The organism is Pseudomonas sp. 25 R 14 (assembly GCF_900004755.1).
Lineage (GTDB): Bacteria > Pseudomonadota > Gammaproteobacteria > Pseudomonadales > Pseudomonadaceae > Aquipseudomonas > Aquipseudomonas brenneri.
This window is the reverse complement of record NZ_CVTS01000062.1, coordinates 81242-103484: the sequence shown is the minus strand read 5'-3', so window position 1 is coordinate 103484 and position 22243 is coordinate 81242. Positions and strand designations below refer to the sequence as shown.

General features: G+C 58.1%; 25 protein-coding genes and 1 tRNA gene. 4 read left to right on the top strand and 22 right to left on the bottom strand.

The features are described from left to right. Positions 1 to 10: 10 nt before the first annotated feature. From BFQ03_RS21830 to BFQ03_RS21745, 18 genes are all read right to left on the bottom strand, one after another. Positions 11 to 86, bottom strand: a tRNA-Lys gene (locus BFQ03_RS21830). A gap of 63 nt (positions 87 to 149) precedes the next feature. Further along, entirely contained in the window at positions 150 to 839 is a 690-nt protein-coding gene (gene queC / locus BFQ03_RS21825; protein ID WP_032862506.1) for a 7-cyano-7-deazaguanine synthase QueC, read from the bottom strand. Between the two features lies 1 nt (position 840). Further along, positions 841 to 1488: a 7-carboxy-7-deazaguanine synthase QueE gene (queE, locus tag BFQ03_RS21820; protein WP_032862505.1), complete on the bottom strand. Its 648-nt coding sequence runs from the start codon at positions 1486 to 1488 to the stop codon at positions 841 to 843. 165 nt (positions 1489 to 1653) lie between these two features. After that, positions 1654 to 2466 carry a tol-pal system protein YbgF gene (gene ybgF / locus BFQ03_RS21815; protein ID WP_032862503.1) on the bottom strand — a complete coding sequence of 271 codons (813 nt, stop codon included), beginning with the start codon at positions 2464 to 2466 and terminating at the stop codon, positions 1654 to 1656. Between the two features lie 6 nt (positions 2467 to 2472). Continuing rightward, entirely contained in the window at positions 2473 to 2973 is a 501-nt protein-coding gene (gene pal, locus BFQ03_RS21810) for a peptidoglycan-associated lipoprotein Pal (RefSeq protein WP_029300299.1), read from the bottom strand. 55 nt (positions 2974 to 3028) lie between these two features. Continuing rightward, positions 3029 to 4309: a Tol-Pal system beta propeller repeat protein TolB gene (tolB, locus tag BFQ03_RS21805; RefSeq protein WP_174553290.1), complete on the bottom strand. Its 1281-nt coding sequence runs from the start codon at positions 4307 to 4309 to the stop codon at positions 3029 to 3031. A gap of 17 nt (positions 4310 to 4326) precedes the next feature. Next, positions 4327 to 5400: a cell envelope integrity protein TolA gene (gene tolA / locus BFQ03_RS21800; RefSeq protein ID WP_032862500.1), complete on the bottom strand. Its 1074-nt coding sequence runs from the start codon at positions 5398 to 5400 to the stop codon at positions 4327 to 4329. Further along, the gene (gene tolR / locus BFQ03_RS21795) at positions 5400 to 5852 is read right to left on the bottom strand and encodes a protein TolR (RefSeq protein WP_161635741.1); all 453 of its coding nucleotides are present in this window, start codon (positions 5850 to 5852) and stop codon (positions 5400 to 5402) included. Before tolR ends, tolA begins: the two co-directional genes overlap by 1 nt. Before the next feature lie 23 nt (positions 5853 to 5875). After that, positions 5876 to 6571: a protein TolQ gene (tolQ, locus tag BFQ03_RS21790; protein ID WP_029300305.1), complete on the bottom strand. Its 696-nt coding sequence runs from the start codon at positions 6569 to 6571 to the stop codon at positions 5876 to 5878. Position 6572: 1 nt separating this feature from the next. Then, on the bottom strand, positions 6573 to 7028 hold the full coding sequence (gene ybgC, locus BFQ03_RS21785; protein WP_029300306.1) for a tol-pal system-associated acyl-CoA thioesterase: 456 nt from the start codon (positions 7026 to 7028) through the stop codon (positions 6573 to 6575). A 138-nt stretch (positions 7029 to 7166) separates the two neighbouring features. After that, the gene (ruvB, locus tag BFQ03_RS21780; protein WP_032862495.1) at positions 7167 to 8225 is read right to left on the bottom strand and encodes a Holliday junction branch migration DNA helicase RuvB; all 1059 of its coding nucleotides are present in this window, start codon (positions 8223 to 8225) and stop codon (positions 7167 to 7169) included. Further along, entirely contained in the window at positions 8225 to 8836 is a 612-nt protein-coding gene (ruvA, locus tag BFQ03_RS21775) for a Holliday junction branch migration protein RuvA (RefSeq protein WP_003193868.1), read from the bottom strand. Before ruvA ends, ruvB begins: the two co-directional genes overlap by 1 nt. Before the next feature lie 67 nt (positions 8837 to 8903). Then, positions 8904 to 9428, bottom strand: coding sequence for a crossover junction endodeoxyribonuclease RuvC (gene ruvC / locus BFQ03_RS21770; protein ID WP_032862494.1), 525 nt, complete (start codon positions 9426 to 9428; stop codon positions 8904 to 8906). A gap of 141 nt (positions 9429 to 9569) precedes the next feature. Next, complete coding sequence (locus BFQ03_RS21765) at positions 9570 to 10316, bottom strand: YebC/PmpR family DNA-binding transcriptional regulator (protein ID WP_032862493.1); 747 nt, start codon at positions 10314 to 10316, stop codon at positions 9570 to 9572. Positions 10317 to 10451: 135 nt separating this feature from the next. Further along, a complete protein-coding gene (gene aspS, locus BFQ03_RS21760) occupies positions 10452 to 12227 on the bottom strand; it encodes an aspartate--tRNA ligase (protein ID WP_032862492.1) in 1776 nt (591 codons plus the stop codon). Between the two features lie 110 nt (positions 12228 to 12337). Continuing rightward, positions 12338 to 12559 carry an FmdB family zinc ribbon protein gene (locus tag BFQ03_RS21755; RefSeq protein WP_032862490.1) on the bottom strand — a complete coding sequence of 74 codons (222 nt, stop codon included), beginning with the start codon at positions 12557 to 12559 and terminating at the stop codon, positions 12338 to 12340. A gap of 162 nt (positions 12560 to 12721) precedes the next feature. Continuing rightward, positions 12722 to 13072, bottom strand: coding sequence for a ribbon-helix-helix domain-containing protein (locus BFQ03_RS21750; protein WP_032862489.1), 351 nt, complete (start codon positions 13070 to 13072; stop codon positions 12722 to 12724). 192 nt (positions 13073 to 13264) lie between these two features. Further along, positions 13265 to 13738 (bottom strand): Dps family protein, encoded by a 474-nt coding sequence (locus tag BFQ03_RS21745; protein WP_029300319.1) that lies wholly within the window; start codon positions 13736 to 13738, stop codon positions 13265 to 13267. A gap of 396 nt (positions 13739 to 14134) precedes the next feature. On the opposite strand from BFQ03_RS21745, the gene BFQ03_RS31015 reads away from it, so the two are divergent. Beyond that, on the top strand, positions 14135 to 14737 hold the full coding sequence (locus BFQ03_RS31015; RefSeq protein WP_032862487.1) for a cold-shock protein: 603 nt from the start codon (positions 14135 to 14137) through the stop codon (positions 14735 to 14737). 81 nt (positions 14738 to 14818) lie between these two features. Here the strand turns inward: BFQ03_RS31015 and BFQ03_RS21735 are convergent, their stop codons facing one another. Then, positions 14819 to 15025, bottom strand: a complete 207-nt coding sequence (locus BFQ03_RS21735; RefSeq protein ID WP_010169958.1) for a SlyX family protein — start codon at positions 15023 to 15025, stop codon at positions 14819 to 14821. 3 nt (positions 15026 to 15028) lie between these two features. Then, on the bottom strand, positions 15029 to 15454 hold the full coding sequence (locus BFQ03_RS21730) for an HIT domain-containing protein (RefSeq protein ID WP_032862485.1): 426 nt from the start codon (positions 15452 to 15454) through the stop codon (positions 15029 to 15031). Positions 15455 to 16183: 729 nt separating this feature from the next. On the opposite strand from BFQ03_RS21730, the gene BFQ03_RS21725 reads away from it, so the two are divergent. After that, on the top strand, positions 16184 to 17482 hold the full coding sequence (locus tag BFQ03_RS21725) for an OprD family porin (RefSeq protein WP_032862484.1): 1299 nt from the start codon (positions 16184 to 16186) through the stop codon (positions 17480 to 17482). Between the two features lie 190 nt (positions 17483 to 17672). Here BFQ03_RS21725 and BFQ03_RS21720 read toward each other — a convergent pair whose 3' ends face one another. Beyond that, positions 17673 to 18515 (bottom strand): mechanosensitive ion channel family protein, encoded by an 843-nt coding sequence (locus BFQ03_RS21720; protein ID WP_032862483.1) that lies wholly within the window; start codon positions 18513 to 18515, stop codon positions 17673 to 17675. Between the two features lie 127 nt (positions 18516 to 18642). Continuing rightward, entirely contained in the window at positions 18643 to 19128 is a 486-nt protein-coding gene (locus tag BFQ03_RS21715; protein ID WP_065944004.1) for a YajQ family cyclic di-GMP-binding protein, read from the bottom strand. Between the two features lie 114 nt (positions 19129 to 19242). On the opposite strand from BFQ03_RS21715, the gene BFQ03_RS21710 reads away from it, so the two are divergent. Together BFQ03_RS21710 and BFQ03_RS21705 are read left to right on the top strand one after the other, a co-directional pair. After that, on the top strand, positions 19243 to 20160 hold the full coding sequence (locus BFQ03_RS21710) for a putative 2-dehydropantoate 2-reductase (protein ID WP_032862481.1): 918 nt from the start codon (positions 19243 to 19245) through the stop codon (positions 20158 to 20160). Between the two features lie 46 nt (positions 20161 to 20206). Further along, positions 20207 to 22243, top strand: a complete 2037-nt coding sequence (locus tag BFQ03_RS21705) for a sensor histidine kinase (protein ID WP_065944047.1) — start codon at positions 20207 to 20209, stop codon at positions 22241 to 22243.

The window sequence follows — 22243 nt, the reverse complement described above, 5'->3', positions numbered from 1 at the left end:
CCGCCAAAAATGGTGGGTCGTGTGGGATTCGAACCTACGACCAATTGGTTAAAAGCCAACTGCTCTACCAACTGAGCTAACGACCCGCTGTGTGGTGGCGCGTATAATACTGATTTCTAAGGATTATTCAACACCTTATTTTAAATAAATCAGAAATAACGCGTTGGGTCAGTAATTCCGGCCGCTTGGAAGCCTTCTGCACGCAGGCGGCAGCTGTCACATTTCCTACAAGCACGACCGTCATTGTCTGCCTGGTAGCAGGACACAGTCAGCGAGTAATCGACACCAAGCCTTACACCCGCCTTGACGATATCGGCCTTGCTCAGGTTTTGCAGGGGCGCCTGGATACGGAAGCCACGCCCTTCTACGCCGGCCTTGGTCGCCAGGTTGGCCATGCGCTCGAACGACTCGACGAACTCTGGGCGACAGTCCGGGTAGCCGGAGTAGTCCACGGCGTTGACGCCGATAAAGATGTCGCGGGCGTCGAGCACCTCTGCCCAGCCCAGGGCCAGCGAGAGGAACACAGTGTTACGGGCCGGCACATAAGTGACCGGGATGCCCTCAGTCGGCGCCTCAGGCACGTCGATGGTGCTGTCGGTCAAGGCCGAGCCGCCAATGCCATTGAGGTTCAGACCGATCACCTTGTGCTCCACCACACCGAGGTCGCGGGCAACACGGGCGGCGGCGTCCAGCTCGGCATGGGAGCGCTGGCCGTAATCGAAGCTCATGGTGTAGCAGCTGTAACCCTCGGCGCGGGCCATGGCGACCACGGTGGCGGAGTCGAGGCCGCCAGACAGCAGGATTACGGCACGTTTTTGATCTGTGGTTTGTTCAGTCATTTCAGCGTCCTGGCTCGTCGTTCCAAAGGTATTTATGCAACTGCAATTGCAGGCGCACCGGCAGGTTGTCGGCGACCACCCAATCAGCGAGGTCGCGAGCGTTCAAGTCATGGTGGCTGGGGGAAAACAGCACCTCGCCGGCGCGCCGGTCCAGGCCGTATTGGATCAGCTTGGAGTTGGCCCAGTCATAGTCGTCCCGCGAGCAAATGACAAACTTGACCTGATCGTTGGCGGTCAGCAGGTCGATGTTTTCATAACGGTTGCGATGCGCTTCCTTGGAGTCCGGGGTCTTCAGGTCAACCACTCGACTGACGCGAGGGTCGACCGCTGAAATGTCCAGGGCACCACTGGTTTCCAGTGACACCTCGTAACCGGCATCACACAGCTGCTTGAGCAAAGGAATGGCATTGGGCTGGGCCAGGGGCTCGCCACCCGTCACACAGACGTAGCGCGGCCGAAAGCCTGCAACCTGCTCCAGGATGTCGTCGAGGGTGCGGATGGTGCCGCCACTGAAGGCGTAGGCGCTGTCACAGTACTGGCAGCGCAACGGGCAGCCGGTGAGGCGCACAAATACTGTGGGCAGGCCGGCAGTGCGCGTTTCACCCTGTAACGAGTAAAAAACTTCGGTGATGCGTAATGTGTCTTGCATAGTCGCCACGGGCGTAACAGCTAAACAGGCTGTCCGCCTCCGTCAGGCACTTCATGGGATCCCGGCAAAGCGTGAACCCCAAGAAGCGTATTTCATAAAAGGGCGTGGATTCTAACGAAAAAACCCGCGACAGGCGCGGGTTTCTTCCAAGCGGGACAGCAGTGCTTACAAACGCTGCAAATCGCGCTGGGCCAACTGGGCGGCAGATGTACCCGGATATTGGGCCACTACCTGCTGCAGAATGCCTTTGACCTTGTCGGTATGACCCAGGCGGCGCTCTACATCAGCCAGCTTGTACAGCGAATCAGGCACTTTGGCATGCTTGGGGTAAAGTTGGCTGACCTTGGCAAATGCCTGGCCTGCACCTTGCACATCACCCTTGGCCAGGTTGACCTCACCCAGCCAGTACTGGGCATTCCCAGCGTACTGGCTGTTTGGATAACGACCCAGGAAAGCGGTGAACGCCTTGCTGGCCTTGTCGAAATCCTTGGCCTTGATCAGGTCGAAGGCTGCATCGTAATACAGCTTTTCCTTCGCCGGATCACCCGGTTCGCTGCTCGCTGCCGGAGCCGCGGCTGCACCACCGGCGGCGCTTGCAGCGCCACCGGCAGAAGAATTATCAGGAGTAGCGGCAGGTGTAACACCGGCTCCTATACGTCGGTCAAGATCCTGGTAACGCTCCAGGCCTTCTTGCTTGAGCTGACGCACCTCATTCTGCAGAACTTCAATGGTGCCTTGTTGCTGCGCCAATTGATCCTGCATGCGTTGCAGTTGGTTGAACAGTTCGCCCTGTGCCGAAGGAGCGGCCGTGGCCGCTCCTCCCGCATAGGCGCCGTTCGTGCCATAACCTGCAGGTGGATAGCTGCTCCCACTATTGTTATAGCCAGAGTTGCTATCTTCCACGGGAACCGCAGCCCACACCACAAGCGGTGCGAGGCTGAGAGCCAATACGGTTACAACACGACGGCACGTTCGCATGACGAATTACTTACGCAGTTCGACGCGACGGTTTTGAGCCCAGGATTGCTCGTCGTTGCCGGTAGCAACTGGACGCTCTTCACCGTAGGAAACCAGTTCCAGCTGAGCTGGGGAAACGCCTTGCAGTACCAGGTAGCGCTGAACGGCTTTCGCACGACGCTCGCCCAGTGCCATGTTGTACTCACGAGTACCACGTTCGTCGGTGTTGCCTTCCAGTACAACGCGAGCGCCGTTACCTTTCAGGTCTTTCGCGTGAACGTCCAGAGCGCGCATGGCTTCTGGCTTCAGGTCCGAACTGTCGTATTCGAAGTAGAAAGTGGTGATCGCGCGCAGAGCAGCTTCTTCGCTCAGGGAGCCGTCAACTGCACCAGTGTTGGCGCCGTAACCAGCGTTTGGATCAACAGCTGCGCCTTCACCGGCATTGTCGCCGCCTTTAGACGAGCAACCAACGGCTACGGACAGAGCCAGAGCCAGAGCAGCAAACTTACCAAACTTCAGCATTTCCATCGTGAAACTCCTAATGAACCCCAGTGTGTTAAGTACTTCTTTTTGTAGCGCCGCGTCAGTTCAGGTAAGGGGACCAGGACGGTTCTCTGACTTCGCCTTGTGCGGTAGGAAGCGGGAGCCTTACGCGTCCATTAATGGACACGAGCATCAAGACTCCCCGGCCCTGCTGGCGGGTGGCGTAGATTACCATGGTGCCGTTGGGCGCAACAGTAGGCGACTCATCAAGAGTGCTATCTGTGAGGATTTTTACGCTTCCGCGCTGCAAATCCTGGGCCGCCACCTTGAAATTAGTGAAACCATCCTGGCGATGGATCATTACCAGGGTCTTTTCATCGGCCGAAAGCTTCGGATTGGCGTTGTAGTTGCCGATAAAGGTCACACGTTCTGCACCACCACCGCCAACACTGCTCTTATAGATCTGCGGTTTGCCGCCACGGTCTGACGTGAAGTAGATGGTCGAACCATCCTTGCCCCAGAACGGTTCGGTGTTGATGCCAGGGCCGGAAGTGACACGGGTGATCTGGCGCGAACCGAGGTTCATCACGTAGATATCCGGGTTACCGTCCTTGGACAGTACAAATGCCAGGCGATTGCCATCCGGCGACCAGGCAGGCGCACCGTTCAGGCCTTCGAAGTTGGTGATCTGCTCACGGCGACCGGTATCGATGTGCTGAACGAAGATGCGCGGGCGCTTCTGCTCAAACGACACGTAGGCGATACGCTTGCCATCGGGCGCAAAACGCGGCGACAGGATCGGCTCGCGCGACTGCAACAGGGTCACTGCACGAGCACCGTCGTAGTCCGAACGTTGCAGGGTGTAGCGCGTGTTGTTCACCGAGAAACGCTCAGCCGTCACGTACAGCATGCGGGTAGAGAACGCACCTTTGATACCCACCAGTTTTTCGAACGACTGGTCGGCGATGTAGTGCGCCATGTCTCGCAGTTGGTCGACGCTGCCCGACACGCTGCCGGTCAGCACTTGCTGCTCGGTGGCCACGTTGAACAGGGCGTATTGCACCTGCAGGCGACCGCCCGCTGGCACGATGCTGCCTACCATCAGGTACTGGGCGCCGAGGGCTTTCCAGTCACGGTAGATCACTTCGCTGCCGGTGGTCGGCTGGCTGATCATGTTCTGTTTCGGGATTGGCGCGTAGTAACCCGAGTTGCGCAGGTCATTACCGATGATTTCCGCCATATCGTCCGGCAGCACGCTGCCGCCCTGCCAGCCAAACGGTACTACTGCAATCGGGGTGGCCCGATCGCTACCGCTGGTTACCAGGATGTTCTTTTCATCCGCCGCCGCTATCCCTGCCATGCAGCAAATAACGACAAGCATTCCTCGAAGAAGGTTTCTCACAAGGCTAGATCCTCAGGTGTGAATGTCATCTTGAATGAACGATAGGGAGCGAAGTCGCTTGGTTTCATTCCCTGCATCTCGGTCAACCGGCCAATGTTCTTGACCGCTGCAACCGCTGAACTGTCGAACGAACCGTCGCCACTGGACTTGGCCACACTGACCGAAGTCACCGTACCGTCCGGCAACATGCCGATCTGCAGTACCACTGTCATGCCTTTGCGTGCCGAAGGTGGACGAGTCCAGCCTTCTGCTGCGCGCGCGCGAATCAGATCGTCGAAACTGCCCGCGACTTCGTCACCACGTTCATCGGCCAGGGCCTGCTGACGTTGCGGCGTGTCGGAAAGCAAATCTGCCAGGGCCTGGGCCTTTTTCTCTTCGGCGGATTTGCGCGCTGCTTCCTGGGCCTTTTTCTTCGAGGCATCGGCGGCAGCTTTCTTCTTCGCGTCGTCGGCGACTTTTTTCTTCGCCTCGTCTGCTTCGGATTTTTTCTTGGCGTCTTCGGCGGCTTTCTTCTTCGCGTCTTCGACTATCTTTTTCTTGGCTTCTTCAGCGGCCTTTTTCTTGGCCTCTTCTTCAGCTGCTTTCTTGGCTTCTTCTTCAGACTTCTTCTTGGCTATATCAGCCAATTGTTTCTCTTCGGCTTTTTTCGCTTCGGCAGCTTTCTCGGCTTTCTTGGCTTCATCAGCCTTTTTCGCCTCGTCAGCCTTCTTGGTTTCGTCAGCCTTTTTCGATTCCTCGGCCTTTTGAGCCGCCTCTTCTTTCTTTTGTTCCGCAGCAGCCTTCACCGCTTCCTGCTCGACCTTCTTCTGTTCCATCTGTTCGACTTCAGTCTGGCGCGCAGCCGACTTCTGGGCCTCACCCGCAATCTTCTGATTGGTCTGGGTGGTGGCCTGACTTTTCGATTTCAGCTGATACAGGGTCGCCTGCACGATCGGCTTGGCTGGCGGCAGCTCAGGGGTCATGGCAAAGCTGACAAACAGCATGCCAAACACCAGAACGTGCAGGGCAATTGCCCAGACGCTAGGCCAGAAGTAGCTTTCCGAGGCGGACGGCTCTCGCTGTTGCTGCATCAGGGCGCCTCGGTAATCAAGCCAACATTACCGACCCCGGCCTTCTGCAGCCCGCCCATGGCACCCATGACGGATCCGTAATCGACAACCTTGTCGCCACGAATGAACACCTGGGTGTGCTTGCCGCCTTCGTTGCCGGCGCGGATGATCTTGGTCACGGCGTCAGTCATCTGCGGCAAGGTCATGGCCTTGTCCTGTTGCTTCTGGGTGTCGACTTCGCTGCCAAGGTTCCAGTAGTAGGTCTTGTCAGCCTTGATCGAAATGGTCAGGACCTGGGTGTTGTTGTCCTGCGGCAAGGCTTCGCTGGAAACCTTGGGCAGATCAACCTTCACACCCTGATTGAGCATCGGCGCGGTCACCATGAAGATCACCAGCAGCACCAACATCACGTCGATGTAAGGCACTACGTTCATCTCGGCGACCGGCTTGCGCTTTTTGCGAGCTCGAGCGATTAAAGCCATTGGGAATTACCTGCTTATTCTTCGCTGGTGTGCACTTTACGGTGCAGGATCGCCTGGAATTCATCGGCGAAGGTGTAGTAACGGCCGATCAAGGTCTCGCTGGTTGCAGCGAAACGGTTGTAGGCAATTACTGCGGGGATTGCAGCGAACAGGCCGATGGCAGTGGCGATCAGCGCTTCGGCGATACCCGGGGCCACGGTGGCCAGGGTCGCTTGCTGGGCCGTTGCCAGGCCACGGAAGGAGTTCATGATGCCCCAGACGGTACCGAACAAGCCGATATACGGGCTGACCGAACCGACGGTGGCGAGGAACGGCAGGCTCTGTTCGAGCTTTTCTTCCTCACGGGAGATCGCTACGCGCATCGCACGGGCCACACCTTCCATGACCGCTTCCGGGTCAACGCCGGACTGCTGGCGCAGGCGGGAGAACTCCTTGAAGCCGGCGCGGAAGATCTGCTCGACGCCCGAATCCGGGTCCGGGTTGCTGCCTGCCTGGCGATATAGTTTGGACAGGTCGATACCCGACCAGAAGCGCTCTTCGAAGCTCTCCAGGGCACGTCGACCGGCGCGCAGCAGGTTGCTGCGCTGAAAAATCATGACCCATGAGGTAACCGATGCGGCTACCAGGGTCAGCATCACCAGTTGAACCACGACACTGGCATTGCTGACCAGGCTCCACATGGAGGAATGGTCGACGACGGTAGGTTCCACGCTAAATCTCCTGCTCTGATTGTTTACCGGCGCCGCTCACGCCGGCAAAGGCCGCACGTAAAGCTTCGGGAATGGCCCGGGGTTTCAAACTATTGGTGCGCACACACGCCACCAGGAACTGCCCCTCACAGAGCAGCGTTGCATCCGTTGCCCGCCTGACCTGCTGTTTAAAGCGCAGGCTGACACGGTTCAATTCGATTACTTCTGCGCTGACCAGCAATTCATCGTCCAGTCGCGCCGGCGCGTGGTAACGGGCCTCGCTGGAATGCACGACAAATAACAGGTCCTCCCCTGCAAGCTGGGATTGGGCAAAGCCCAGCTCCCGCAGCCGCTCGGTTCGAGCCCGCTCCATGAATTTCAGGTAGTTGACGTAATACACGATGCCGCCCGCATCGGTGTCCTCGTAATAAACGCGACAGCGATGTGCGAACGACTGATCCCCGTTTTGCGCGCGCATACTCTAGTGCTTACTCCTCAGGTTGCCAATCCGGCCAGGCAACTGTTTTTCATTCTCTGCAACATTTCTAACGAAAGAATGACGACGCCAGCCACTAGGACAGCACAAACGTCGAATAAATCGACTCGCCATGCCTTTTTAATCGTCCACTGCATCGAGGAATTCGTCTACCACAGGCATCTCCCCCAATCGTGACGGAATGTTTAACCCGAAGTGCAAATACGCATGGCGCGTGACCACACGGCCCCTCGGTGTACGCATGATGTAACCCTGTTGAATCAGGTACGGCTCCAGCACATCCTCGATGGTATGACGCTCTTCACTGATGGCAGCAGCCAGGCTGTCCACGCCCACCGGCCCACCATCGAACTTCTCGATCATGGTCAGCAGCAGGCGCCGGTCTTGATGGTCGAAACCATGTTCATCGACATCCAGCAGGTTCAGTGCCAGGTCGGCCACGGCCTTGGTGATATGGCCCTTGGCGCGTACTTGCGCAAAGTCACGCACCCGCCGCAGCAAGCGGTTGGCAATACGTGGCGTGCCACGAGCCCGGCGGGCAATCTCATAGGCACCTTCCGGGTCCAGCGGCAAACCGAGAATCCCGGCCGAACGGCTGACAATCGTCGCCAGATCCACAGTGCTGTAGAACTCTAGACGTTGAACAATGCCGAAACGGTCTCGTAACGGGTTAGTCAGCATCCCAGCGCGCGTAGTAGCGCCCACCAGGGTAAACGGCGGCAGGTCGAGCTTGATCGAGCGCGCAGCCGGCCCTTCGCCAATCATGATATCCAGCTGGAAGTCTTCCATGGCCGGGTACAGCACTTCTTCGACGATGGGCGATAACCGGTGGATTTCGTCGATGAACAGCACATCATGAGGCTCAAGATTGGTCAGCAGTGCCGCCAAATCCCCCGGGCGCTCCAATACAGGACCAGACGTAGACTTGATCGACACCCCCATTTCCTGGGCGATGATCATGGCCAGGGTGGTCTTGCCCAGGCCCGGTGGACCAAAGATCAGCGTGTGATCCAGGGACTCGCTGCGCCCGCGTGCAGCCTGGATGAACAACTCCATCTGCTCGCGCACGGTCGGCTGGCCAATATAGTCGGCAAGGCTGACGGGGCGGATGGCCCGGTCCTGGACTTCTTCACGGTCACGAGGACCGGTGGCGGCAATCAGACGATCAGCTTCAATCACTAAATCATTCCCTTCAGGGCTCGGCGGATCATGTCTTCGGCACTCAGGTTCTTGTCCTTGATGGCTGACACTGCCTTGCTGGCTTCCTGGGGCTTGTAGCCCAGGGAGATCAGCGCATTGACGGCGTCGCTTTCAGCACTGGCAACCTGGGCCGCCGGCATATCCGGCTGGTTTGGCACCAGGGCAAACATGCTCGGCACCACTTCCCAGGCTTTAAAGCGGTCCTTGAGTTCCACCAGCAGGCGCTCGGCGGTTTTCTTGCCCACACCCGGCACCTTGGTCAATGCGGAGGTGTCCTGGGCGGAAACGGCACGTACCAATTCATCCACTTCCAGGCTCGACATCAATGCCAGGGCCAATTTCGGGCCGACACCATTAAGGCGGATCAGCTCGCGAAAGAAGTCGCGATCGCGCTTGCCGATGAAACCATAGAGTAGTTGCGCGTCTTCGCGCACCACCAGATGGGTGTGCAGGGTTATCGGCTCACCGACCGACGGTAGGCGGTACAGGGTGGTCATGGGCACTTCCAGCTCATACCCCAGCCCATTTACATCCAGAATCAGGTGCGGCGGCTGTTTCTCAGCCAGGGTGCCGCGCAAGCGTCCAATCACGGTTCAGATCCTTAAAGCTTGAGGTCAGATCGAGGCCTGACCGGAAATAACGATTGCGCTGATGCTATCAGAGACGCAGGCGCCCGCCACGACTGCGTGCCGTGCCAAGGCCATGGGGCAACAGGCTGGAACGGGTGTGCGCATGGCAAATGGCGATAGCCAGGGCGTCAGAGGCGTCGATCTGTGGCTTTGAGGTGAGCTTGAGCATATGCATGACCATCATCTGCACCTGCTCCTTATTGGCCGCACCGGTGCCGACCACGGCCTGCTTGACCTGGGTTGCGGTGTATTCGGCTATTTCCATGCCCTCCTCCGCGCCGGCAACAATTGCAGCGCCTCGGGCCTGGCCCAGCTTCAGGGCCGAGTCGGCATTTTTGGCCATGAAGACCTTTTCAATGCCCATGGTCACCGGCCCGTAGGTCTGGATCACTTCACGCACGCCGCGATAGACGATCTGCAAGCGCTCGGCCAACTCGCCAGCACCGGTACGGATACACCCCGAGGCAACGTAGATGCAGCCACGCGGAGTGTGCTGCACCACGCCAAAGCCGGTGATGCGCGAACCGGGGTCGATACCTAGGATTAAAGTCATAACGCCTGCAGGTTTATGGGTACATATAGATCCAATGTGGGAGCTGGCTTGCCCGCGATAGCGGTGTTTCAGTCAGAAATTCTGTATCTGATAAACCGCTATCGCAGGCAAGCCAGCTCCCACATTAGATTTTCATCGCGCTTAAGTTAGCTGTTCGGCGACGGATTCCGGGATGTCGGCGTTGGAGTAGACGTTCTGCACATCATCCAGGTCTTCAAGCATATCCAGCATCTTCAGCACTTTCTGCGCACCATCCAGGTCCAGCTCGGCGCTGGTGGTCGGCAGCATGACGATTTCCGCATCGGTGCCTTTGAAGTCTGCGGCTTCCAAGGCGTTACGCACCGCATAGAAGCCGGCGAACGAGGTGAATACGTCGATGGAACCGTCTTCGTTGGTCACCACGTCGTCGGCATCCGCCTCCATCGCGGCTTCCATCAGCGCGTCTTCATCCGTACCCGGCGCAAAGGTAATCTGCCCCTTGCGCTCGAACAGATAGGCCACCGAACCATCCGTGCCCAGGTTGCCGCCGCACTTGCTGAACGCATGGCGTACAGCCGCCGCGGTGCGGTTGCGGTTGTCGGTCATGCATTCGACCATCACCGCGACGCCGCCCGGGCCGTAGCCTTCGTAGGTCAGCTCGACCATGTCGTCGGTATCGGCCGCACCGGCACCACGGGCCACGGCGCGGTCGATGATGTCGCGGCTCATGTTGGCGCCCAGGGCCTTGTCCAGCGCCAGGCGCAGGCGTGGGTTGGAGCCTGGATCACCGCCGCCCTGGCGGGCAGCGACGGTCAGTTCGCGAATCCACTTGGTGAAGATCTTGCCTTTCTTGGCATCCTGACGCTCTTTGCGGTGCTTGATGTTCGCCCACTTGGAATGGCCAGCCATAACACAACTCCGAAATTCTCTAGAAACCTTTCAATCCCGCCCCAGGCGAGACTTCCCTCTTTTAAACGCAAAGGCGCATCCGAAGATGCGCCTTTTTGACTGCGTACAACCTTATCGCGCTTTCACGCCGCAGCCTTACTCAGCCTTCGGCGCCTCGCGCAGACGGATGTGCAGCTCGCGCAGTGCCTTGGCATCCACCACACCTGGAGCCTGGGTCATGACGTCCGCAGCACTCTGGGTTTTCGGGAAGGCAATCACTTCACGGATCGACTGCGCTCCGGTCATCAGCATCACCAGGCGGTCAAGGCCGAAGGCCAGGCCACCGTGGGGTGGAGCGCCATATTTCAGGGCGTCGAGCAGGAAGCCGAACTTCTCTTCCTGTTCCGCTTCGTTGATACCCAACAGGCGGAAGACCGACTGTTGCATTTCTTTGCGGTGGATACGGATCGAACCGCCCCCCAGCTCAGTGCCGTTGAGCACCATGTCGTAGGCGCGGGACAGAGCGCCAGCCGGATTGGCTTCCAGCTCTTGCGGTGTGCACTTGGGCGCGGTGAACGGGTGGTGCAAGGCGCTGAAGCTACCGTCGTCGTTCTCTTCGAACATCGGGAAGTCGACGACCCACATCGGTGCCCACTCACACGTCAGCAGTTTCAAGTCGTGACCGAGCTTGATGCGCAATGCACCCAAGGCTTCACTGACGATCTTGGCCTTGTCGGCACCGAAGAACACGATATCGCCGTCAACTGCACCCACGCGATCGAGGATCACATTGAGCTTGTCCTCAGGGATGTTCTTGACGATCGGCGATTGCAGACCATCAACGCCATTCGCGCGCTCGTTGACCTTGATGTAAGCCAGGCCCTTGGCGCCGTAGATGCCGACGAACTTGGTGTAGTCGTCGATCTGCTTGCGCGGCATGCTCGCCCCGCCTGGCACACGCAGTGCGGCGATGCGGCATTTCGGGTCGTTGGCCGGGCCGCTGAACACCTTGAAGTCGACTTCCGTGAGCTGGTCGGCAACGTCGACCAGTTCCAGCGGGTTACGCAGGTCTGGCTTGTCGGAACCGTAGCGGCGCATGGCCTCTTCGAAGGTCATGTGCGGGAACTCGCCGAACTCCAGGCCCAGCACTTCCTTGAACAGGTTGCGGATCATTTCTTCGGTCAGGCCCATGATCTCTTTTTCATCGAGGAAGCTGGTCTCGATGTCGATCTGGGTGAATTCCGGCTGGCGATCGGCGCGCAGGTCTTCGTCACGGAAGCACTTGGCGATCTGATAGTAACGGTCAAAACCGGCGACCATCAGCAGTTGCTTGAACAGCTGCGGCGATTGCGGCAGGGCAAAGAAGCTACCGGCGTGGGTACGGCTTGGCACCAGGTAGTCACGCGCACCTTCCGGGGTGGCCCGGGTCAGGATCGGCGTTTCTACGTCGAGGAAGCCGTTCTCGTCGAGGAAACGACGGATGCTGGTGGTCATGCGCGAACGCAGACGCAGCTTCTCGGCCATTTCCGGGCGACGCAGGTCGAGGAAGCGATAACGCAGGCGGGTTTCTTCGCCAACGTCGGAGAACTCGTTGAGTGGGAACGGCGGGGTTTCCGACTCGTTCAGCACTTCCAGCTCGTAGCCCAGGACTTCGATCATGCCCGACGCCATGTTGGCGTTGGTGGCACCGGCCGGACGCAGGCGAACCTTGCCGGTGATTTTCACCACGTACTCGCTGCGCACGCGATCGGCGGCGGCGAAGCTCTCGGCACGATCCGGGTCGAATACCACTTGGGCCAGACCGTCACGATCACGGATATCGAGGAAAATCACCCCGCCATGGTCGCGACGACGGTGAACCCATCCGCAAAGGGTAATTTCCTGACCTTCCAGGGTCTCGTTCAGTTGGCCGCAATAGTGGCTGCGCATCATGGTAGTGGTTTCACTTCTCGTAATTCGAAATTCGGTGGAGTGCCTGCTCGATCACCGCACCTTGTAAGTCAGGCCACGGATAATGCAGGAGCTCGCGCGTAGAGTTCAACTCAGTCTGCTTTGTCGCCGCCGGCCAGGTTCTTCTTCGAGCCGGTCTTGAAGTCGGTCTCGTACCAGCCGCTACCGCTCAGGCGAAAGCCCGGCATGGACAACATCTTTTTCAGCTCGGGTGCCCGGCAAGCAGGGCAATCGACCAACGGCGCGTCGCTGATCTTTTGAATGGCTTCCAACTGATGACCACAGGAAGCGCATTGATAATCGTACATGGGCATGGGATGTCTCGGCGATCACGTCACTGCTGCGCTGCGCCCCGTACCAGCCGGTATGCGCAGCAAAGGGCGAGATTATATCCGTTAAATCGAGGCTGTGCAGCCGTGGCAACGTACAGCGCACTCTATAGAGACACCCGCGCCCCTCCAATCAAGGGCACCCGGCTACACAAGGCCGGCCTGATGTGCCGTTGCCGCCTGCCCTTTCAACGCATGAACCACACACACCACCCTGACCAGACCGCTGAAATTCTTCACCCCGCCATAACGCAAATGCACTTCGCGATCCACGTAAGACAGCAGTGCACTGACCGAACACGTATTGATCCTGGCTATTTCACCCAGAATGTTCCAATAGACTTCTTCAAGCCGCAGGCATGTCGAAAAACCATTCAACCGGACCGAACGCGACAATGGCCGCGCCAACGCCATATCGAATCCTTTGACGAAGGGATCGATCTTTATCTTGTAGAAGCCGGAAGTTTCCAGCGCACCTTTACCCATACTACGCGACATACACTTGACACTCCCTTGCCAAACGGCTCTTGAACAAACGGCTGTTATTGGCCGTTGGGCCTATAAAACAGCAAGCAGGCAAGTGCAGCCAGAAGACAGAGAGTCACTGTTCGTAGGACAAGCCAACGTATGTAACCGGAAGGAATCAGGTGAAGCCAGTGACGCCTGCCTGGCGTCACCGGCTCACGACATTTACTTGCCTTCGAGCAGTGAGCGCAGCATCCAGGCAGTTTTTTCGTGAATTTGCATGCGCTGGGTCAGCAAGTCCGCCGTCGGCTCATCACTGACTTTATCGAGCAACGGGAAGATTCCGCGTGCCGTGCGGGTAACAGCTTCCTGCCCATCGACAAGTTGCTTGATCATGTTTTCAGCACTGGGTACGCCTTCCTCTTCCTTGATAGAAGACAGACGGGCATAGATAGAGTAAGCACCCGGGGCAGGAAAACCCAGGGCTCGAATACGTTCGGCAATGGAGTCAACTGCCAGCGCCAGTTCGTTATATTGCTCTTCAAACATCAAGTGCAATGTACGAAACTGCGGCCCCGTGACGTTCCAATGAAAGTTATGGGTTTTCAGATAAAGTACATAGGTATCTGAAAGCAGTCGTGAAAGTCCGTCAACAATGGATTTACGATCTTCTTCGCTGATACCGATATCGATTGCCATGTTTATTCCCTTCAATTGATGAAAATTCATTGATCAGGTGCTTACCCACTCTAGCAAGAGTGCTCGCCTTGCGCAGCCCTGGCGCCACAGGCGGCCTGCGGCAAATCGCCCCTTGGCAGCGCGCGCGACAAGGCCTGGCGCGGCGAAAAACACCCGCACCTGTCTAGGACAAGGGTTTAGCGCAGAAATGCCATGATCTTCGCAACGCCTTGAAACGCTTGATTTGAGAAGGCACAGGCTTTGCTGTTAAATAGGCAGCGTGTCGCCACCGCTATTTCCTGCGGCAAGCGGCATAGGCTGAATACCCGCGCACGTGCCCAACGCCTCCCATTGTTCAGAAGCGAACCGTGCCAATCAGCTCTTCCTTGTGATCCGTCTTAACGTGAGTTAATCAAAATGTTGAAAATCGTCCACCTGCTAACGGGCGCTGCAGCTTTGCTGCTGTCCTTTATCCCGAGCCTGCAACCAGAAAGCCTGCCGTACCTGCAACAACACGACGCGCTGTACCTGGCTCTGTTCGGCCTTCTCAACCTGACGCTGGCGCCAGTCATTCCTTACTGGAACAAAGGCACACGCCATCAACTGCAAAACCTGGTCAGCGCATTGCTGGTGCTGACTGTCGTCGTACAAACCCTCACCCTCCTGGCCCCCATGCCTGAAGTCGGCGGCCATCCGGCCATCCTGCTCAGCCTGGTGATTGCCCTGGTCGCTATTGTTCTTCACCTGGCTATCAGCTTCTACCGCTCGTCTGCTCCGGCCACCTCGCAAAACTACGACATGACCAACCGGGATACCGGGACCGTCAAGTGGTTCAATACCTCCAAAGGCTTCGGCTTTATTTCCCGGGACTCGGGCGACGATATCTTCGTCCACTTCCGGGCCATTCGCGGCGAAGGCCATCGCGTCCTGGTAGAAGGCCAGCGCGTGGAATTCTCCGTCATGAACCGTGACAAAGGCCTGCAAGCTGAAGACGTGATCGCGGCCCTGCCGCGTCGCTGACCCCAGATCAGGTGCAAAAAAAACCGCGATGCAGTTGATACTGCATCGCGGTTTTTTATTGCCAGGCGCTTTACAGCACACTCAATAATGAGGCGGTGGTGCTTCTTCCTCGGAGGATTCGAACTGCCCACCCATCTCTTCCTGACGCTTGAGCAAGGCTGTCATCTGCAATTGCAGGCGCTCTACCGCCCGCTGCTGGGCGACCAGAATGTCATTTAATGTCTCGATGGTGTCGTCCTGGAAAGCCAGGCGGCTCTCAAGGTCCGTCACACGATCTTGCAAGTCCATGGTTCAGTCCTGGGTAAAAATGAAGTCGGGCGGCAACAGTTCGCGCAGGCGGGTACGAATCACCGCGACCTGATCGTCGGTATAAGGCAACGCCGGGTGCTTGCCCCAGACCGGAGCAGGCCAGGCCACATCGTCGCGCTTGCGCACAATCACGTGCACGTGCAACTGGCTGACCACGTTGCCCAGGGCGCCAATGTTCATTTTATCGGCGCCGAACCCGTCATTGAGCAACTGCGCCAACGTGGTGGTTTCGCGCCACAACCGGGACTGGTCATCCGCATCAAGCTGGAACACTTCGCTGATGCCGGCAATGCGCGGCACCAGGATAAGCCAGAGGTAGTTAGAGTCGTTGGACAGCAGCAGCCGGCACAGGGGGAAATCCCCGATAGGCAAAGTGTCGTTTTGCAGACGTGGATCCAAGGCGAACACCGCAGTCACTCCGTTCGGCTAGTCAGTTTCAGGCGCCCAGCATACCTGCGAATGGCGGCTGCTTCACGGGGCAATCGGCGCGACACCAACAGGCAATCACACCGCCGGGCGCGAACGCACCAAAATGGGTCTTTTATGCCCCACACCGGGCAAGGGCTATCCGCCAATTACTCACTCCGAAGGGTGAACCGGTAACATTTCTGACAGGAACACACTTTTACTCGTTCGAAATCCCGCACAACCCGAGCCATGAATTCCAAAAAAAACTACGCAAAAGCCCCGTGGTTATGCGGTTTTCACAGACTCACCACATTTTTCACGAAAAAATGACATTCGCCTGGCAGTTTGTGCACGCTTGTTGCATTCACTCCCATAACGTCGACAACGACACCTGCCAGGAAGGCAGTGTTTCACGATAAAAAGAACAGTGAGTCAATACAAAAAAAGGAAGTTTTAAAACTTTGAACAGGGGTACTTCCCACCCTTGTCCAGGGTATTAAAAACAGTATTGAAGTTGTCAGTCTGGTGACAAACAGACTGTAGATTTGCGACACGGATCTAGCAATTTACGACAGCCTCGTAAAGAAGCTGAAAGGATAGATGTGTACGTATCGCCAATTATTGCCAGCGTGCTATAAGTTTGCGCTGTCACAAAAAAGAAAGAGCCTCCCAGACAAAAATACAGGTGGGACGGCAGTACTCTTCCTAAAACCAAAGGAGCAAATCACGATGCGCGTGATGAAGTGGAGCATGATCGCCCTCGCTGTTTCAGCAGGCACCTCGCAGTTCGCAATGGCGTCCTCTCAGGACGAGTCCAAGGGACTTATCGAAGACAGCACTTTCGGCGTCAACACTCGCGCCCTGTACTTCAGCCGGGACTTCCGCAACGAACCACTGGAAGGCTACGAGACCGTCAACGGCAAACGTAAAAGTCGCGCCGAAGAAACCGGCCTGGGCTTCAACGCCCTGTTTGAGTCGGGCTACACCCAGGGCACCGTTGGTGTTGGTTTTGACGTGATCGGCCTGCTGGGCGTCAAGCTCGACAGTGGCAAAGGCCGTGCGGGGACCGGCCTGTTTCCTCAGGGTTCGGATGGTCGCTCCCAGGACCAGTACTCCAAGGGCGGCGGTGCCATCAAGTTCCGTATCTCCGATACCGTCTTGAAAGTCGGCGACCAGTACACCACTGCGCCTGTATTCGCTTCCGATGACAGCCGCCTGCTGCCTGAACTACCACAAGGCATCTCGCTGACCAGCAACGAGATCAAGGGCCTGAAACTAGAAGGCGGTCACTTCACGTCGAGCGTTTCACAAAGCCAGACTTACCATGACAGCCTGGGCCTGACGAAAACCGACTTTGCAGGTGGCGTCTACTCCTTCACCCCAGAGCTGACCGCTAGCCTCTACTACGCAAAAACAGAAGACTTCTTCCGTAAGATCTACAACAACATCAACTGGACCCACGCGTTGAGCGAGGATCAATCCTTTGCTCTCGACTTCAACATCTACGACACCAAGAGCGATGGCGAAGGCAAGCAACGTGCCTACAAGGACGGCAGCACCAAGCTCGACAACCGCGCCTTCAGCTTGCAGGGTGCCTACACTATCGGTGCGCACACCTTCACCCTGGCCGCACAAAAGGTTACCGGTGACGGTGATTATGGCTACGGCGTAGACGGCGGCGGCACAGTATTCCTGGCCAACTCCATCGCCCGTTCCGACTTCAACGCCGAAGGCGAGAAGTCGTACCAGGCGCGTTACGACATCAACATGGCCACCTTCGGCATTCCAGGCCTGAGCTTCATGGCTCGTTATGTCACAGGTAGCGGCGCCAATACCGCCACCACCAACAACGGTAAAGAATGGGAACGCGACCTGGAAGCCAAGTACGTCATCCAGGAAGGTCCGGCCAAAGACTTGAGCCTGCGCTTGCGTCAAGCCACCTACCGTTCCGGTGATGGTGTGTACTACGGCTCGCCGTCGATCGACGAACTGCGTCTGATCGCGCAATACCCGCTGAACATCCTGTAATCCGCCGTTAGATTGCAACGATGATCTAGGGCTTCGGCCCTTATATGAAAAAGCCGCTCACTGTTAACCAGTGCGCGGCTTTTTTATTACGCTTTTATTACTGCAAATCCGATAACTAGCAAGCTAGCTATCGAGTTCAATGGCTTGATAAAACTTGACCATTAAGCCAAGTTCGATCCTTACCTCGTTATTACTTGGCAGGCGCTTCCTGCATCACGCGAATAACGCGCTGCGGGAATGGAATATCAATCCCGGCCGCCTTCAACCGATCCCGCGCCAGTTCATTGAACATGAACAGCACGTCCCAATAATCCGCAGTCTTGGTCCATACACGCAGGGAAACCGTGATCGAACTGTCACCCAAGGTCGAAATCACTGCGACAGGCTCTGGGTCCGCCAAAACCCGTGGGTCCTTGGCCAGCTCCAACAACACTTCACGGGCTTTTTGCAGGTCGGCTTCATAATCCACACCCACGTCAAACACCACCTTGCGGGTCGGCTGGCGGTTGGTGTTGGTAATAATGCCGTTGGACAAGATGCCGTTAGGCACGATGACCGTCTTGTTGTCACCGGTACGGATCACCGTGTGGAAGATCTGGATGCTGTCGACAGTCCCCGAGGTCCCCTGGGCTTCGATCCAGTCACCGATACGGAACGGACGGAACAGCAGGATCAGCACGCCACCGGCAAAGTTGGCCAGGCTGCCTTGCAACGCCAGGCCAATGGCCAGGGTTGCAGCACCAATCGCCGCGACAAACGAGGTGGTTTCGACACCGATCATCGAGGCCACGCTGACGATCAGCATCACCTTGAGCACGATGTTCGCAAGGCTGGTCACAAAGCCCTGCAACGCCAGGTCGGCATTGCGCAGGGCCAGCAGGCGCCCTACCTTGTGGGTCAGTTTGTTGATCAGCCACCAGCCTATGGCCAGGGTCAGCACCGCCAGCAATACCCGGCTGCCGTATTCCATGATCATCGGGACCCAGGCTTGGGAAGCCTTGATCAATTGATCCATTTCAGCATTCAAGTCCATCTAGATTCTCCTGTTTACCACTGCCTATAAAGGTCGCCACAGCAATTGAGCCCCGGAGGGCTCAATCGTTTCTGCAAGTTCTGGGGCCTGGGACGTCGAAAAGCCCCACGGGTTCCCCAAAACCGGGTCAATCGCGGAAGTTATTGAACTGCAGCGGCATATCGAAGGTCTTGGCGCGCAGGGCGGCAATCGCGTCCTGCAAGTCGTCGCGCTTCTTGCCGGTGATACGCACCTGCTCGCCCTGGATCGCCGCCTGGACCTTGAGCTTGGCGTCCTTGACGTGAGCGACGATTTTCTTCGCCAGCTCTTTGTCGATGCCTTCCTTGAGCACGGCTTCCTGCTTCATCAACTTGCCCGAAGCGTAGGCATCCTTGACTTCAAGGCACTGCGCATCGATCTTGCGCTTGACCAGGGCCAGCTTGAGGATCTCGATCATCGCTTCCAACTGGAAATCGGCTTCAGCGGTCAGGTTGACCGTCAGCTCTTTTTCCTTGAACTCGAAGCTGCCCTTGCCTTTCAAGTCATAACGACGGTCCAGCTCCTTGACGGCGTTCTCGACGGCGTTGGTGACTTCGTGCTTGTCCAGTTCAGATACCACGTCGAACGACGGCATGTAGTTTCTCCAGTAAAAAGGGGCACGGCTCAGTAAAGATGGAGCGCACCCGGCTTGCGGGTAAAATTCCCGGGCATTATAACGGCTCACCCAACGGCTTATGGAGCAAAATTGATGTCCACCACTTGGCATGTCCTCGGTGCTGGCAGTCTTGGCACCTTGTGGGCCACACGCCTGGCGCGTGCAGGCCTGCCGGTGCAACTGATCCTGCGTGACAAGGAGCGCTTGGCCCGCTATCAGGCATCGCCGGGGCTGACCCTGGTCGAGCAGGGCCTGGCCCGCACGTATCCGGTCATGGCACAAACCTCCGACAGCCCCGAGCCCATTGATCGCCTGCTGGTCGCGTGTAAGGCCTACGACGCGCCTGACGCCGTCGCACAGCTGGCCCGACGCCTGACACCCAACGCCGAGGTGATCCTGCTGCAGAACGGCCTGGGCAGCCAGGATGCGGTCGCCACGCAATTACCCCAGGCACGCTGCATCTTTGCCTCCAGCACCGAGGGCGCATTTCGCGAAAGCGATTGGCGCGTGGTATTCGCCGGTCACGGTTTTACCTGGCTGGGTGACGCCAGCCACCCCACTGCGCCGCTGTGGCTAGACGATTTAGACGCTGCGGGCATTCCCCACCAGTGGAGCACCGACATCCTCACCCGCCTCTGGCGAAAACTGGCACTCAACTGTGCGATCAACCCACTGACCGTGCTCTATCAATGCCGTAATGGTGGGCTGCAGGAGCATCAATGCGAGGTAGCGACCTTGTGTGCCGAGCTCGCCGAGCTGCTGGAGTGCTGCGGCCAGCCCGCAGCGGCGCAGGATCTACAGGCTGAAGTGGAGCGGGTGATCCAGGCGACGGCGGCCAACTTCTCGTCGATGTACCAGGATGTGGCCAACGGCCGACGGACCGAGATCAGCTATCTGCTCGGCCATGCCTGCCAGGCGGCCTTGCGCCATCGCCTGAGCCTGCCGCACCTGCAACAACTGCATGTGCGCCTGGCCGGCTACCTGGACGCACGCGGATTGCCCAGCGACTGAGGCACGCGCTACCCTGCCAACTTGATCCTTGCCTGCGAACAACCTGATGCCACTGCGCCAGCGTCTCGAAAATCTCCCCGTAGGGCAGAAACTGCTGGCGGCCCTGCTGGTACTGCTGACCACCGTGCTACTGGTGGCCAACCTGACCTTTATCAGCGCCGCCTACTGGATCTCCCAGGAAAGCATGGCCCCGCAAGCCTTGCAGGCGATTGGCCGACTGGTCTCCAACCCGGCACTCGCCGCGCAAGCCCTGGACTCTCCCGCCAAGGCCGATGCCCTGCTCAATGAGCTGACCAGCTATTCGCCACTGCGGGCGGCGGCCCTGTATGACGGTGAAGGCAGTCGCCTGGCGCAGTTGCAACAAGGCGATCGCCTGCAACTGCCAGCGCACTATCGCGATATCGAAGCCTGGCGCGTTACTGAGTTTCGCAGCAATCAAGTCATCACCCTGCCCCGCCCCGGCCTGCCCTCGGGGCATTTGCTGCTGGTGGCCAGCAGCGAGCTGCCAGTCGCCTTTTATACGGGCACCCTGACTGCCAGCCTGGGCATCCTGATTTTCAGCGTATTGCTGTGGATGATCATCGCCCGGCAGATCAAGCGCCTGATTACCCGGCCCATCCATGAGCTGGAAGAATTGTCGCGCCAAGTGACTCGCGAAGAGAACTACGCCCTGCGGGCCGGTCGCGGCAACCATGACGAAATCGGCAGCCTGGCTGAAGCGTTCAATACCATGCTGTCGCGCATTGAAGCCCGGGAGCAGCAACTCAAGCGCGCGCGGGATGACTCCCAGGCCGCCTATGATCAGGCCCAGGGCCTGGCCGAAGAGACGCGGCATACCAACCGCAAGCTGGAACTGGAAGTCCAGGTGCGCAGCAAGATCGAGAAAAAACTCACCGGTTTCCAGAACTATCTCAACAGTATCATCGACTCCATGCCCTCCGCCCTGATCGCACTGGACGAGCAGCTCTACGTCACGCAATGGAACCAGGAAGCCAGCGCCCTGTCCGGTACGCGCCTGGGTGAAGCCCTGAACCAGCCGATCTTCCTCGCCTTCGAACCCCTCAAGCCCTACCTGCCCCAGCTCAAGGCCACGGTGGAGCAGCACACGGTAGAACGCATCGAGCGCGTCACCTGGATCAAGGACGACGAACCCAAGCACTACGCCCTGACCTTTTACCCGCTGATGGGCGGCGCCGGGCGCGGGGTGGTGATCCGTATCGACGACATTACCCAGCGCCTGTCACTTGAAGAAATGATGGTGCAGTCGGAGAAAATGCTCTCTGTTGGCGGACTGGCCGCCGGCATGGCTCACGAAATCAACAACCCGCTGGGAGCGATCCTGCACAACGTGCAGAACATTCGTCGGCGATTGTCGCCGGATTTGCCGAAAAACCTGGAGCACGCCGAACAACTGGGTGTCGAACTGGATACGGTCAACCGCTACCTGCAAAGCCGCGAAGTCCCGCAACTGCTCGACGGCATCCAGCAAGCCGGCGCCCGCGCGGCGAAAATCGTCACCCATATGCTTAGCTTCAGCCGCCGTAGCAACCGCCAGATGGCGCCTTGCGACCTGCCAGCCCTGATCGACCAGGCCGTGGAGATCGCCGGTAACGATTTCGACCTGGCCATCGGCTTCGACTTCAAGGGCCAGGCGATCATTCGCCAGTTCGACCCGCTGCTGGGCCCGGTGCCGGGCACCGCCAACGAGCTGGAACAGGTGTTGCTCAACCTGCTGAAAAACGCCGCCCAGGCCATCCACCTGCGCGAAGACGACAGCGAGCCTGGACGCATCACCCTGCGCACCCGGCTCAACCCGCCCTGGGCCGAGATCCAGGTGGAGGACAATGGCATCGGCATGAGCGAGAACGTGCGCAAACGCACCTTCGAGCCCTTCTTCACCACCAAGGAAATCGGCCAGGGCACAGGGTTGGGTTTGTCGGTCTCATATTTCATCATCACCAACAATCACAAGGGCCAGATGGAGGTTCACTCCACCCTGGGCCAAGGCACCTGTTTCACCTTGCGCCTGCCGCTGGCTGGCAGCCAGCTTGCCCCCCACGAACTGACTCAACTGGAGCACTGA